Here is a 12,059-nt window from a genome sequence, read left to right on the forward strand (position 1 = left end):
GTCGCACCTGCATGAGTCTGTCATCGGACATCGCCCAGCTGTCGCTTGCGGAACTGTCCCGCAGACTTCGCGCGAAGGAAATATCTCCCCTTGAACTCACGAAGACGTACCTCGACAGAATCGCTGGGCTGGACCAGAGACTTCACAGCTTCAACTCGCTGCGAGCTGAAAGCGCGTTGCAGGAGGCATCTGCGGCGGAGCAGGCGCTCGTGCGCGGGGAGTGGCTAGGCCCTCTGCACGGCGTGCCCATTGGCATCAAGGACCTGATCGATGTCGCGGGACTGCCGACCACGGCGCAGGCTGTTCATCGGCGCAACGCGATCGCCAGCGAGGATGCAGGCGTCGTCGCATCCTTGAAGCGGGCCGGCGCGATTATCCTCGGAAAGCAAGCAACCACCGAATACGCAGTCTCCGGAACGCAGTTCGATCTTGGCTGGCCGCCCGCCCGCAACCCGTGGAACCTCGATCTCGACCCATCGTCGTCATCGAGCGGCTCGGCGATTGCGGTTGCGGCGGGTTTGTGCGCCGGGTCGGTGGGGACGGAGACCGCAGGCTCGATACGAGATCCTGCCGCGTGGTGTGGGGTCGCAGGTCTCAAGCCGACCGACGCGCTGGTAAGCCGAAAGGGCGTACTTCCGCTGTCACGATCAATGGATTGCGTCGGTCCGCTAGCCTGGACGGTCGAGGACTGCGCCCTGATGATAGCGTCGATGGTGTCGACGGATACTGACGATATTTTGCTTAGAGGTTTCAAGAGCCCCGATATCTCAAGGATAGGAGAAGGCATCCGAGGTCTGCGTGTCGGCGTCATAAGGCAATTCTACGAGGGCGATCCCGACGTCGATCAGGACGTGCTCGACGCGATGGAGAATACGCTCGCCGTCGTGCAGGAGCTTGGCGGCCGTGTTTCCTCCGTGAGATTGGCGGATTTCGGCCTATACGGTTCCGTCGCAAGAAACATTACCTGGCCGGAGGAATACGCCGAACATCGGGCGGAGCTCGATGCCTATCCAGAACGGTTTCATCCTGTCAGCCGCTCCCGCCTGCAGGACGGGAAGACCGTTTCGGCGGCCGACTATATCGATGCCCGCCTTCGGCAGGCGGCGCTGACTGAAGAACTCGCCGGCGTAATGGAGGACGTCGACGTCCTTGTCCTGCCGACGATGAAGACGCCCGCTCAGATCCTCGGTTATGAGATGACGGAGATGGGCGAGATCGAACTTTCGCTCAGCCGTCCTTTCAACCTTACTGGTAGCCCGGCGCTAGCGATCTGTAACGGCTTTACCGCGACGGGACTTCCGATCTCGATGCAGATCGTGGGCCGCAAGTTTGAGGACGACACAGTGCTGAGGGCGGGACACTCCGTGGAGCAGGCGCTGGGACTTCGATCCAGGAGGCCGGCGCTGGCGACTGAAAATCTCGGGTGAGACCCGCCAAAGCGCAGCCAGCCGAAACGCGTCAATCTCATGACGCCTTCGGGGTGCAGAGCAATCTCCCAAAGGCGGTGCACTCGGTCAATGCCACGCTCGTTTTCGAAGACCTTGCAAGGCAAAAGCCTGGCGGAGATGCCAGTCAACCTGAGCCGCCAACTACGCTGCCCTCGCCGCTTGGATAGTGTGCAGCATTTCCGGCTTGAGATGCGTATACCGCCGCAACATCTTCCAATCCTTGTGACCCGTGACCAGAGCTACCTGTTCGATCGTGAATCCAGCTTCGAAGAGGCGGCTTGTTCCTTCATGCCGCAAGTCGTGAAAATGAAGGTCGTGGATGTCCAGGTCAGCGCACCCTAGACGGAAGGCGGTGCCGACTGACCTATGATTGAATGGGAAAATTCGATCATCGTCATTGCTTCGCTTGGCCAGTCGGTCCTCGACAATGGCCCATGCGTCGTACCCAGTTGCCGCGAACAAGGGTATGCGTTGATTGTTCCCGTTTTTGTTTCGCGGGTCTTTCCGGTCACGGATGAGAAGCATCCGCGTGCGGGCGTCCATGTCGGACCACCGCGCCTTGCAGATTTCCTCCTGGCGCATCGCCGTTGCGACGGCGAAACGTATTATCTGACCAACCGGCGCTATTTGACGAGGATTTGCATCGAAGTGGGCGATGAGCCTGTCGAGTTCATCCTGGGTCGGCCTCCTGTCGCGCTGATTGCCCTTACCAACGAGGCCAAGCCTCTTTAGGGCAATACGCGCGAGATCAACCGGTTCGACCTTGACGGGCAGGCCGTGCACCGCAGCGGCATGAGCCAGTATGAGTTTTACAAAGCCGATGTCGATGCCGAGGGTCATCGGTCCGGCACCTTGGGCGGCCCGGTCGCGCCCAAAACGAATGAGCCGTTCGCGATCGAGAGCCGCGATGTTGCACTTCCCCAGATGTCTTTGGAGCATATCGAGAGCCGCGGCCTTGGAGCGGCGAGGGGACTTGCCTACATCACACATGTCGTCGATATGAAGGTCGATGAGTTCACCGAAAGTTTTCAGGCGGGCTATACGGGACTTGGTCGGCGTCTCACCACGATCGACTTGGCGCTCGGCTTCGGTTGCCCAGCGCCGTGCGTCGTCTCGGCGCAGGAAGGTCTCGCTGACGTAGCGACCCTTGCGACGGACTTGGACGCGCCAGGAACCGGACGAGAGTTTTGTGTAGGTGGCCATTTTTTCGTGTGCGCTCTGTGTGCACTGAGAGATAGAAACGTGGCGAAAAGGGTCGTATTCTGGCGTAAATTCGTGTGCACTCGGCAGGTTCTAACGATTTGATGTTAAAGAGAAAATGCTGAAAAATCAAGAGCATAGACTGGCTATTGCACCCATGATGGACTGGACGGACCGGCATTGCCGGTTCTTCCACCGCCAGTTGACGAGCCATGCACTGCTTTACACCGAGATGGTGGTGGCCGACGCGGTCATTCACGGCCCGCGCGAGCGGCTGCTCGGCTTCGATGCGACGGAACATCCGGTCGCGCTGCAGCTCGGCGGCTCTGATCGTGAAAAGCTCGCCGAGGCTGCCCGCATCGGCGAGGCTTTTGGCTATGACGAGATCAACCTCAATGTCGGCTGTCCGTCGGACCGCGTTCAGTCGGGCACGTTCGGCGCCTGCCTGATGAAGGTGCCGGACCTCGTCGCCGGCTGCGTCGCAGCGATGAAGGCGGCGGTGACAATTCCCGTCACCGTCAAATGCCGCATCGGCGTCGACGAGCAGGACCCGGAACCAGCCCTCGATGCGCTGGCGGATGGGGTTTTCGATGCCGGCGCCGACGCGTTGTGGGTGCATGCACGCAAGGCGTGGCTGGAAGGGCTGAGTCCCAAGGAAAACCGAGACATCCCGCCGCTCGATTACAGCAGAGTCTATCGACTGAAGGCAAAAAAGAACAACAAATTCATAGGCATAAATGGTGGAATTCAGTCGATTGAAGAGGCCCAGGCGCATCTCGGTCACGTCGACGGCGCCATGCTTGGCCGCGCCGCCTACCACACGCCCGGCATTCTGGCCGGCGTCGATGCCGCTTTCTACGGCGTCCAGTCCGAGCCGTTCGATTTTGCCGCGCTGATCGATACCATGGCGGACTATGCGGCACGCCATATCGAGCAGGGTGGCCGGCTTGGCCATGTCACCCGCCATATGGTCGGACTGTTCCATGGCCTGCCCGGTGCGCGCCGCTACCGGCAGATCCTGTCCACCGACGCGACAAAACCCGGCGCCGGCCCGGACGTGCTGAAGACGGCTTTCGCGGCCGTCGAGTTCGGTGGAGCAGCAGCCGAAGCGGCTTGAGTTTTGGGGATCAATCCCTGAGGATCATGCGGTCGCCGCGCACGTCAAAACCCGACAATGAACCGATGAAGTTCATGCCGAGCAGGCTCTGGCTGAGCATGCCGGGTGCGGCGATCATCACCGACATATCCCTGCGCATGATGCCGCCGATCGCAATCTGATCGGTTTTCACGGCCGCGGCGCGTGCCATGCCGTTAGCGGTCGAAACCGGTATGGTGTAGTTGAGCGCGGCCGGATTGAATCCGGCGGCCTGCGCATCCTGTGACGTCAGCACGGTGCTGGTTGCACCCGTATCCACCACGGCCCGGACCGGGTTGCCGTTGACCAGGATGCGCGCTTCGAAATGGCCGTTGTCGGCCTTGTCGAGCGTCACCGTGGCGTGACCGTCTTCGACGCCGAGCGCAAGCGGGCTGCCGGGAACAAGGCCCGCGGTCACCCGGCTGGCGACATCCTGCAACTCATAGCGATATTGGTAGCCAGCGATCAGCGCGAGTGCGATCGCCGCCCAGGCGCCGAGGTTGCGGGCCATGGCGCCCAGGGGCCGGCCCGAGCGAAGCAGGCCGGCGCCGACAAGGGCGCCAAAGGCGCCGAGCCAGATCAGTCGGCTGAAATCGTTGTTCTCGACGCCGAGCGTGCTGCCGGCGGAATCGTTGAGCATGAGCAGGACTGCTCCCACCCCGATCGCGGCCATCAAGATCCAGAACAACCGGCTCATCCGCACCTCACGATAGCGCGTCGCGTTCGCGCGTCATGCGGGTGCGGCGCGTTTCCCGGCGCGGCCGGCGCTCGACCGTTTCCAGCCGGGCCGGCAATTGCGCCATGACGCTGCGGCGCGTTTCCGTCGTCATCCCGATCCAGGCGCCGATTTCCTCGCGCGTGCGGCCGCAACCGAAACAGAAGCCGGTTTTCATGTCGATCGAACAGACCAGGATGCACGGGGATTCGATGACCGTCATGACTTTCTCTTGGGCTTCCATCCGGAATCCCTTGTTCCACCTCCACATGGTGCAACGGCAAAGCCAATGCAAGCCCTCGCGATTGCGCCCTTCGGGGCCGGCTTTGCGTCAAATGCAGGCCCATCATCCCGGAGGTTGTGCCAACCTCGCAAGGCGGCTATGCCGCTCACCAACTCCAGGGAATGATCGACAACAAGATGACCAGCGCACTGCCTTTCGACGATTTTCGCAACCTGTTGGCCAATCTGCCGACGGCCGACACGGCAGCCGAGACCCGCGTGCGCATGCTGTTTGCCAAGGCCGACAAACCAGGCAATTCGCTTGGCCGTATCGAGGACATCGCCGCCTGGCTGGCAGCCTGGAGCGGGCGGGCCCCGCCCGCGGTGACAAGACCGCTGATGGCGGTCTTTGCCGGCAATCACGGCGTCACGCGCCACGGCATTTCGCCACGGCCGGTGGCGGCGACCGCCAATGCGGTCGAGCTTTGCGCCGCCGGAGGTGCCGCGATCAACCAGATCTGCATCGCCAACGATCTCGGACTGAAGGTCTTCGATCTCGCCCTGCACATCCCGACCGCCGACATCACCGAGGATGCTGCGCTCGACGAGCGTGGCTGTGCCGCCACCATGGCCTTCGGCATGGAAGCGATCGCCGGCGGCACCGACCTTTTGTGTCTCGGCGATCTCGGCGTCGGCAACTCCACCGTCGCCGCCACCCTGTTTGCGGCGCTGTTCGGGGGCAGGGGCGCCGACTGGGTCGGCGCGGGGTCGGGGGCCGATGCGGCCATGCAGGCACGCAAGGCCGACGTGGTCGATGCTGCGCTGGCTTTTCATGACGGCCATCTCGGCGACCCGCTCGAGGCGCTGCGCCGGGTCGGCGGCCGTGAATTCGCAGCAATCGCCGGCGCCATCCTTGCCGCGCGGATGCAGAAAATCCCGCTGCTGCTCGACGGATTGGCCGCCACGGCAGCCGCAGCGGTACTGCATGGCGTCAATCCCACCGCGCTCGATCATTGCCTGCTGGCCAGCCTGTCGCCAGAGCCTGCGCATGCACGCGCCGCCCAACGGCTCGGCCTGCGCCCGTTGCTCGATTTGGGCATCAGCCATGGCGAAGGGGCAGGGGCCGCCCTTGCCGCGGGGCTGGTCAAGGCCGCCGCGCTGACCAGTTCGGGCATGGCTGCGGCAGTACGCGGCTAGAGTCTTGAGGTATTAGCGCCGGAGATTGGGAATGCGATAGACGACAGTGTTGTATTTTGGGTTGGAGCGGCCGCCGACTATTACGCCTCCAAGGCGTTCCGCTATTCTTCTGCTGGCCACGTTCCTTTCGGCAACCGGATATTCGAAGCAGTCCGGTTCAAGTGCCTCGGAAGCCCACTCCGCGACAGCAGCAATTGCCTCTTGGCCAATGCCGTTTCCTTGAGCGTCTTCCCTGATCCAGATCCCGAGTTCGGGACACACGGTCTTCGCTGCATGAAGGCCGACAAGTCCCAGACAGCGATCGTCCGCCAATGCACGCACAACAAAGTGCAAATCCGATCCGTCCTGGATTGGCGTCAGCCAGGATCGCCATACTTTGGCAAAGGCCGCCAGTGATCGAGGTGGTTCCCACTGCATGAAACGGGTGATGGCGGGAGTGATGGCGAAAAAGAGGTCTTCAGCGTCGTCGGCTGTAAACAGCCTCAAGCGAAGGCGGTCCGAGTGGATCTCTATGCCAACGACGTGCCAATCACCTTCTGCCATCGTGGGGCGCCGTCCTTCTTGCTGGCCATCGACACAGTTCGCCGCGACGCTTACCGTCGTCGAGCCGCCACCGCCGCTGTCGGCAGTGCTGGCAGTTCCTCCATCACCCGGCTCAGCGGAAAGATGGCGATCGCCTCGGTCCCTTCGCGCAGCTTGGAATGAAGCTCGAACTCGCCGCCATGCATGGCGAGCAGCCCTTGCACGATCGGCAAGCCAAGCCCGGTGCCTTGCTCGGCGCTCTTGATCGCGATCGAGCCCTGGCCGAAGGCGGAAAGCACGATCGGGATCTCGTCTTCCGGTATGCCCGGACCGTTGTCCTTGATCGAAATGTATTGTCCGCCGCCCGCCGTCCAACCAACGCGGACACGGATTTCACCGCCGGTAGCGGTGAATTTTATCGCATTCGACAGAAGGTTGAGCGTGATCTGTCGCACCGCACGCTCATCAGCGAAAAGGCGCGGCAGTTCGTGCTCGAAATCCTGGACGACCCGGATATCCTTGTTGCGCGCCCTCAACTCCATCATGTGACAGCAGTCCTCGACGATACCAAGCAGCATCACCGGCTCTTCGTTGAGCTGGTAGCGGCCGGCCTCGATGCGCGAGAGGTCGAGGATCTCGTTGATCAGGTCGAGCAGATGCTGGCCGGATTCGTGCACGTCATGGGCGTAGTCGCGATAGGTGGGATTGCTCATCGGCCCCAGCACCTCGTTCGACATCACCTCGGAAAAACCGAGAATGGCGTTGAGCGGTGTGCGCAATTCGTGGCTCATCGAAGCGAGGAACCGCGATTTCGCCAGATTGGCGTCTTCGGCCCGCCGCCGCGCCTCGTCCGACATCGATTTCGCCGTCTCCAGTTCGGCGATCAGCGCATCCTTTTCGGAGCGGAACGACAACATCATCAGGGACGAGTGGTTGAGATGCCGGGCCACATAGGCGAAGAACGGCAGCGACATGACCAGCAGCGCGGCCATGATCGCCTCGACCGGCATCCATAGCTTGGCGCCGGCATAAGCGTAGAGCGCCACGGGAACGGCAAAGGTGGCCAACAGCGCCCCGCGCAGAGACGAGGTCATCACCGCGGTCGCCGCCATGGCGAACAACAGCACCACGGCCTTGACGATGTGGAACGGATCGACCTCGCAGACGCTGCAGCCAAGCCACACAAACCATGCCCAGCCGAGACCGCAAAGGAAATGGCCGATCAGGAATTCCCGTCGTGCTTGCGAAGGGTTGAGGTCGGAAGCTTCCGTGCGCTCGATGCGCCGCGCCATGAAGGCAACGATGGTGTAGCAGGTCAGGGCGAACAGCGCCCAGAGCCCGATCTCGTTGCCGATTCCGGCCAGCCGGCCGGCCGCCGCGATCGACAGGACAAGAAGCGGGATGGCGATGGCGCCGCTGGTCATCGCGCGGGCATGCAGCTTCAACAGTTCGCGATCGAAATCGGGATTGCCGGCCTGCTGCGAAAGACGGTCACGCGTCTTGCGCACCGCGCGCGCCACATCGCTGTTGCGATGAGGTTTCCTGCGGTCCACAATGAACTTGTCCGCTGTGTTCGAGCGTTGCAAGGGCATCAAAACTTCAATTTATGCGAGCAGCGGTTTCCAAGTGTTAAGCTACGTTCGAATGATTAACCAACCGTTTGCCATATGAGCCGCTCATGGTCGCCAAGACCGCGCCGGCGATACGTTGCGCGCCCCAGAAGCCTGTGGCGCCGGCTGGTGGATTACGGGCTTGCCGTCATCATCCTCGGACTGCTGATCCTGCTGGCGGCCCGCCTCGACCGGGTGGAGACACGCAAGACGCAAGGCGTGGCAATCATCAACGACGGCGATTCGATCACGCTTGGCACCGAGCGTATCCGCATGCGCGGCATCGATGCTCCAGAATATACGCAGACCTGCCGCAAGAACGGCGCGGACTATTCCTGCGGCACGCTTGCGCGTCAGTCGCTCGTTCGCCTGATCGCCGGCAAGCCCGTCTCTTGTACCGGCTGGCAGCGTGATCGTTATGGCCGGCTGCTCGGCGACTGCACCGCCGGCGGCAAGAATCTCAACCGCGCGCAGGTCGAGGCCGGCTGGGCGGTTGCCTATGGCGACTTCGAGAGCGAGGAGGCCGTCGCCCGGGCGGGAAAGGCCGGCATCTGGGCGGGAACGTTCGATCAGCCGCAGAACTGGCGAGACAGCCATCACGGGGAAGTCGTCGAGAAGAAGCACGGCACACTGGCCTCGATCGGCGATGCCGTGCGCGAGATTTTTCGCTTCTGGTGATACGCGTCCTGGAACTGGAACCGAGAACGAACAGGAGGATGGAATGAAACTCTTCGACGGGGGCCGGGCGCCCAATCCACGGCGGGTCCGCGTTTTCCTGGCCGAGAAAGGCATCGAGGTTCCGCAGGTGCCCATCGACATGGGGGCGCTCGAACACAGGCAACAGGCGGTCAGCTCGCGCAATCCCTTGCAACGCCTGCCGGTGCTGGAACTCGACGACGGCACCGTCATCACGGAATCCGTCGCCATCTGCCGTTATTTCGAGGAACTGCATCCCGAACCGGCCCTGTTCGGGCGCGGCGCACTCGGCAAGGCGCAGGTCGAGATGTGGCAGCGACGGATGGAATTCAATTTGCTCAGTTGCGTCACGCAGGCTTTCCGGCACATCCATCCGGCCATGAAGGAATGGGAAATCCCGCAGGTCCCCGAATGGGGTGAGGCCAATAAGCCGAAGGCCGTGGCGTTCCTCAGGCTTCTGGACGGCGAACTGGGCAGCCGGGAGTTCATCGCCGGTGACAGCTATTCGATCGCCGACATCACCGGCCTGATCGCCGTCGACTTCATGAAGCCGGCACGCATCAAGGTGCCGGATGACTGCGCGAATGTGTTGCGCTGGCATCAGGCCGTCTCCAGCCGGCCGAGCGCATCAGCCTGAGAATGACTGTTGAACTCGAAAACCTCGTCGCCAGGGTCCGCGCCTGCCGTATCTGCGTGGAAAATCCGGCCGGCAAGCCGTTGCCGCATGAGCCACGACCAGTACTGCGCCCTTCGTCCAGCGCCCGTATCCTGATCGCCAGCCAGGCGCCCGGCACCAAGGTACATCTGTCTGGCATGCCGTTCACCGACGCCTCCGGCGACCGCCTGCGCAGTTGGCTTGGCGTGACGAGCGACGAATTCTACGACATCGAAAAATTCGCCATCGTCCCGATGGGCTTCTGCTTTCCCGGCCAGGATGCCAAGGGGGGAGATCTGCCGCCGAGGCGCGAATGCGCGGCGGCCTGGCGCGCGCCTTTGATGGCCTCGATGCCACGGATCGATCTGGTGCTGACGATCGGCATCTATGCGCAGTCCTGGCACATGGGTGCGGCGCGCCGGCCCTCCCTGACCGAAACGGTCATGGATTGGCGCTCCATCTGGGAGAATTCCGTCGGTCCGAAAGTGCTGCCGCTGCCGCATCCCTCGTGGCGCAACACCGGCTGGCTGAAGAAGAATCCATGGTTTGAAATGGATTTGCTGCCTTTTCTGCGTTCGGAAATCCGATATCGCCTCGGCTGACCTTACAGCAAGAAATCACTCGCTTTTCCGTCAATTGGCAGAATTTCTTTCTTGTGAAAGGTCGGAATAAGGGGGAGTATAGCCAATCTATTCCCCTGGGGAGCAAAATATGGACCGCCTCGATAGAAAAATTCTCCGTCTTTTGCAGGAGGACGCGACACTCGCGGTCGCCGACGTCGCCAAGAAAGTCGGGCTGTCGACAACACCTTGCTGGCGGCGCATCCAGAAGCTCGAGGAGGAAGGCGTCATCAAGCGGCGCGTTGCCATTCTCGACCATGAAAAGGTCAATGTGCGCGTCACCGTCTTCGTGTCGATCCGCACCAATTCGCACAGCCATGAATGGCTGCGGCGTTTCTCGGAAGTCATCCAGGAGTTTCCCGAGGTGGTCGAGTTCTACCGCATGAGCGGTGACGTCGATTATCTGCTGCGGGTCGTGGTTCCAGACATCGCCGCCTATGACGCCTTCTACAAGCGGCTGATCGCCAAGATCGAAATCCGTGACGTGTCGTCGTCCTTCGCCATGGAGCAGATCAAGTACACGACCGAAATCCCGCTCGACTACATGGTGCTGGACAAGGAATCGGGTGCCAACGCCGCCTGAGCTGCAGCAGGTTGTCCTGCTTAGTTCTTCTTTTTGTTGAGGAAACTCCAGGGCGAATTGACCGGCAGGGTGACGGTGTCCGGTACGCTGCCGACGGCGACCACGTCTGCCTTGCGGACGCTGTAGCCAGACTGGATGACGCTGACGCCGTCGAGGATGAACAGCTGGCTCTTCTCCATGTCCGGCTTCAGCGCGCCGGTGACCGCGACCGGCTGATAGGCCTCGGAGATTTTGTAGGGACGTGCCGGCGTGACCAGCACGATCTGGTTGGGGGGCGGCGTTGGCATGTGGCTGCACGCACCCGTCCACGGCACCAGCAGGAACTGATAGACAAGATCGCCGTCGCGATCGACCGGCAATGCGTAGCCGGCTAGCTGAATGCTTTTGTCCTGCAGGTTGAGGGACAGCGTCTCGCCATGGTCGGGCAATTTTGCCGCGATCATCGGCAGCCCGACGTTTTCGGCGGCGGATTGCGTAGCCGGACGCAGATCCTTCCAGAATATGTGCGCGGTCTCGGCCGAGGCATCGGTGGCCGCGGACACAAACAATGCCGCTGCGAAGGCCAGGATTGATTTGGGAGGATTGCTCATTGGCCGCGTCCCTTTGAAGCTCAAGTAAAGACGCCGCTGTCAACGACGTCAACGCTCCCGCCGCATCACATGTCGGCAGCCGCATCACATGTCGGCAGCCACTTCACATGTCGGCGAGATCCAGACATGCCGGAAAGCGGATTTCCGCGCCGTCAGCCTTTCCTGGCGACGATCCGCGCGAGCGTCTTGGCATTGGACAGCTCCCTTACGGCGTCCTTGCCGATCCAGCGCGCCGTCTTGTCTGCCGACTGCGCCAATCGTTCGGCGACAGCCAGGGCAGCGCCGTGCATGTCCATTGATCGTTTGCCGATCGACCGAAGCGCCCAGTTCACGGCTTTCTTCACGAAATTGCGGCTGTCGTTGGCATGCGTTTCGATGATCGGCAGGAAGGCGAGGAAGGTCGTCTCCGGCTCCTTCTTCCGGTGGACGACAGACCAGGCCATCATGGCAAAGGCCGTGCGCCGAACGAATTCCCGCTCGTCCGCCGCGAACTCGGCGATCAGTTCTTTCCAGGCGTCCGTGTCGACAAAGAGGTCGGAGACGCCGTCGACGATGTCCCAGGAGTCGAAGCTGGCCGCCCATCGTCTTGCATCTTCAGCAGAAAACCGTTTCGGGTCAGCGGTGACGGAGGCGATGAACTGCGCCTCCATGATGCCGGTGTCCCATAGCTCGAAGGCGCGCTCGTGGTTGCGTCTGATCTTCCTGGCGATCTGCCGCTGCATGCCGTGCGAGATACCAAGCGCACGGTCGATCTTGATGCCGTAGCGCAACATGCCGAGGCGGTTCTCCTCCGACCCGATAGCGCGAAGATGGGCGACGATTTCCGCGGCTGTGGATTGAGGTGAGAGCTCTGCCACGGCGGAAAC

The 12,059-nt window shown here is 62.0% G+C and carries 14 protein-coding genes; 7 read left to right on the top strand and 7 right to left on the bottom strand.

The window, feature by feature from the left end; genetic code table 11:
- Nucleotides 1–11: 11 nt before the first annotated feature.
- Nucleotides 12–1,427: an amidase gene (locus tag NKH97_RS03510; protein WP_352795422.1), complete on the top strand. Its 1,416-nt coding sequence runs from the start codon at nt 12–14 to the stop codon at nt 1,425–1,427.
- A 162-nt stretch (nt 1,428–1,589) separates the two neighbouring features.
- Here the strand turns inward: NKH97_RS03510 and NKH97_RS03515 are convergent, their stop codons facing one another.
- Nucleotides 1,590–2,651, bottom strand: coding sequence for a site-specific integrase (locus tag NKH97_RS03515; protein ID WP_352538303.1), 1,062 nt, complete (start codon nt 2,649–2,651; stop codon nt 1,590–1,592).
- 115 nt (nt 2,652–2,766) lie between these two features.
- Between NKH97_RS03515 and dusA the strand changes: the two genes are divergently transcribed.
- Nucleotides 2,767–3,765 carry a tRNA dihydrouridine(20/20a) synthase DusA gene (gene dusA / locus NKH97_RS03520; RefSeq protein WP_352795423.1) on the top strand — a complete coding sequence of 333 codons (999 nt, stop codon included), beginning with the start codon at nt 2,767–2,769 and terminating at the stop codon, nt 3,763–3,765.
- A gap of 10 nt (nt 3,766–3,775) precedes the next feature.
- On the opposite strand, the gene NKH97_RS03525 is transcribed toward dusA, so the two are convergent.
- Together NKH97_RS03525 and NKH97_RS03530 are read right to left on the bottom strand one after the other, a co-directional pair.
- Nucleotides 3,776–4,480 (bottom strand): TIGR02281 family clan AA aspartic protease, encoded by a 705-nt coding sequence (locus NKH97_RS03525; RefSeq protein ID WP_023813938.1) that lies wholly within the window; start codon nt 4,478–4,480, stop codon nt 3,776–3,778.
- A gap of 7 nt (nt 4,481–4,487) precedes the next feature.
- Nucleotides 4,488–4,721, bottom strand: coding sequence for a DUF1289 domain-containing protein (locus NKH97_RS03530; RefSeq protein ID WP_352442418.1), 234 nt, complete (start codon nt 4,719–4,721; stop codon nt 4,488–4,490).
- Between the two features lie 197 nt (nt 4,722–4,918).
- Here NKH97_RS03530 and NKH97_RS03535 point away from each other — a divergent pair, with 197 nt between their 5' ends.
- Nucleotides 4,919–5,917, top strand: coding sequence for a nicotinate-nucleotide--dimethylbenzimidazole phosphoribosyltransferase (locus NKH97_RS03535; protein ID WP_352442446.1), 999 nt, complete (start codon nt 4,919–4,921; stop codon nt 5,915–5,917).
- Nucleotides 5,918–5,929: 12 nt separating this feature from the next.
- On the opposite strand, the gene NKH97_RS03540 is transcribed toward NKH97_RS03535, so the two are convergent.
- A complete protein-coding gene (locus tag NKH97_RS03540; protein WP_352442419.1) occupies nt 5,930–6,460 on the bottom strand; it encodes a GNAT family N-acetyltransferase in 531 nt (176 codons plus the stop codon).
- A gap of 50 nt (nt 6,461–6,510) precedes the next feature.
- Nucleotides 6,511–8,031 carry a sensor histidine kinase gene (locus tag NKH97_RS03545; protein ID WP_352442420.1) on the bottom strand — a complete coding sequence of 507 codons (1,521 nt, stop codon included), beginning with the start codon at nt 8,029–8,031 and terminating at the stop codon, nt 6,511–6,513.
- Nucleotides 8,032–8,106: 75 nt separating this feature from the next.
- Between NKH97_RS03545 and NKH97_RS03550 the strand changes: the two genes are divergently transcribed.
- The 4 genes from NKH97_RS03550 (at nt 8,107) to NKH97_RS03565 (ending at nt 10,603) form a co-directional block, all read left to right on the top strand.
- A complete protein-coding gene (locus tag NKH97_RS03550; protein WP_127297290.1) occupies nt 8,107–8,727 on the top strand; it encodes a thermonuclease family protein in 621 nt (206 codons plus the stop codon).
- Between the two features lie 43 nt (nt 8,728–8,770).
- A complete protein-coding gene (locus NKH97_RS03555) occupies nt 8,771–9,382 on the top strand; it encodes a glutathione S-transferase (protein WP_352442421.1) in 612 nt (203 codons plus the stop codon).
- Nucleotides 9,322–10,002 carry a uracil-DNA glycosylase family protein gene (locus NKH97_RS03560; RefSeq protein WP_128303649.1) on the top strand — a complete coding sequence of 227 codons (681 nt, stop codon included), beginning with the start codon at nt 9,322–9,324 and terminating at the stop codon, nt 10,000–10,002. Before NKH97_RS03555 ends, NKH97_RS03560 begins: the two co-directional genes overlap by 61 nt.
- Before the next feature lie 109 nt (nt 10,003–10,111).
- A complete protein-coding gene (locus NKH97_RS03565; RefSeq protein ID WP_006205209.1) occupies nt 10,112–10,603 on the top strand; it encodes an Lrp/AsnC family transcriptional regulator in 492 nt (163 codons plus the stop codon).
- 20 nt (nt 10,604–10,623) lie between these two features.
- Here the strand turns inward: NKH97_RS03565 and NKH97_RS03570 are convergent, their stop codons facing one another.
- Both NKH97_RS03570 and NKH97_RS03575 read right to left on the bottom strand, forming a co-directional pair.
- Entirely contained in the window at nt 10,624–11,193 is a 570-nt protein-coding gene (locus tag NKH97_RS03570) for a DUF3299 domain-containing protein (protein WP_023813946.1), read from the bottom strand.
- 152 nt (nt 11,194–11,345) lie between these two features.
- Nucleotides 11,346–12,050, bottom strand: coding sequence for a DNA alkylation repair protein (locus NKH97_RS03575; RefSeq protein WP_352442422.1), 705 nt, complete (start codon nt 12,048–12,050; stop codon nt 11,346–11,348).
- Nucleotides 12,051–12,059 lie beyond the last annotated feature (9 nt).

This window comes from Mesorhizobium sp. M0870 (genome assembly GCF_040319775.1).
Lineage (GTDB): Bacteria > Pseudomonadota > Alphaproteobacteria > Rhizobiales > Rhizobiaceae > Mesorhizobium.

What these genes read in the sequence shown, in the direction of transcription:
- NKH97_RS03510 (WP_352795422.1), top strand. Translation starts at nt 12, where the DNA reads ATGAGTCTGTCATCGGACATCGCCCAGCTGTCGCTTGCGGAACTGTCC.
- NKH97_RS03515 (WP_352538303.1), bottom strand. Translation starts at nt 2,651, where the DNA reads ATGGCCACCTACACAAAACTCTCGTCCGGTTCCTGGCGCGTCCAAGTC.
- dusA (WP_352795423.1), top strand. Translation starts at nt 2,767, where the DNA reads ATGCTGAAAAATCAAGAGCATAGACTGGCTATTGCACCCATGATGGAC.
- NKH97_RS03525 (WP_023813938.1), bottom strand. Translation starts at nt 4,480, where the DNA reads ATGAGCCGGTTGTTCTGGATCTTGATGGCCGCGATCGGGGTGGGAGCA.
- NKH97_RS03530 (WP_352442418.1), bottom strand. Translation starts at nt 4,721, where the DNA reads ATGACGGTCATCGAATCCCCGTGCATCCTGGTCTGTTCGATCGACATG.
- NKH97_RS03535 (WP_352442446.1), top strand. Translation starts at nt 4,919, where the DNA reads ATGACCAGCGCACTGCCTTTCGACGATTTTCGCAACCTGTTGGCCAAT.
- NKH97_RS03540 (WP_352442419.1), bottom strand. Translation starts at nt 6,460, where the DNA reads ATGGCAGAAGGTGATTGGCACGTCGTTGGCATAGAGATCCACTCGGAC.
- NKH97_RS03545 (WP_352442420.1), bottom strand. Translation starts at nt 8,031, where the DNA reads ATGCCCTTGCAACGCTCGAACACAGCGGACAAGTTCATTGTGGACCGC.
- NKH97_RS03550 (WP_127297290.1), top strand. Translation starts at nt 8,107, where the DNA reads ATGAGCCGCTCATGGTCGCCAAGACCGCGCCGGCGATACGTTGCGCGC.
- NKH97_RS03555 (WP_352442421.1), top strand. Translation starts at nt 8,771, where the DNA reads ATGAAACTCTTCGACGGGGGCCGGGCGCCCAATCCACGGCGGGTCCGC.
- NKH97_RS03565 (WP_006205209.1), top strand. Translation starts at nt 10,112, where the DNA reads ATGGACCGCCTCGATAGAAAAATTCTCCGTCTTTTGCAGGAGGACGCG.
- NKH97_RS03570 (WP_023813946.1), bottom strand. Translation starts at nt 11,193, where the DNA reads ATGAGCAATCCTCCCAAATCAATCCTGGCCTTCGCAGCGGCATTGTTT.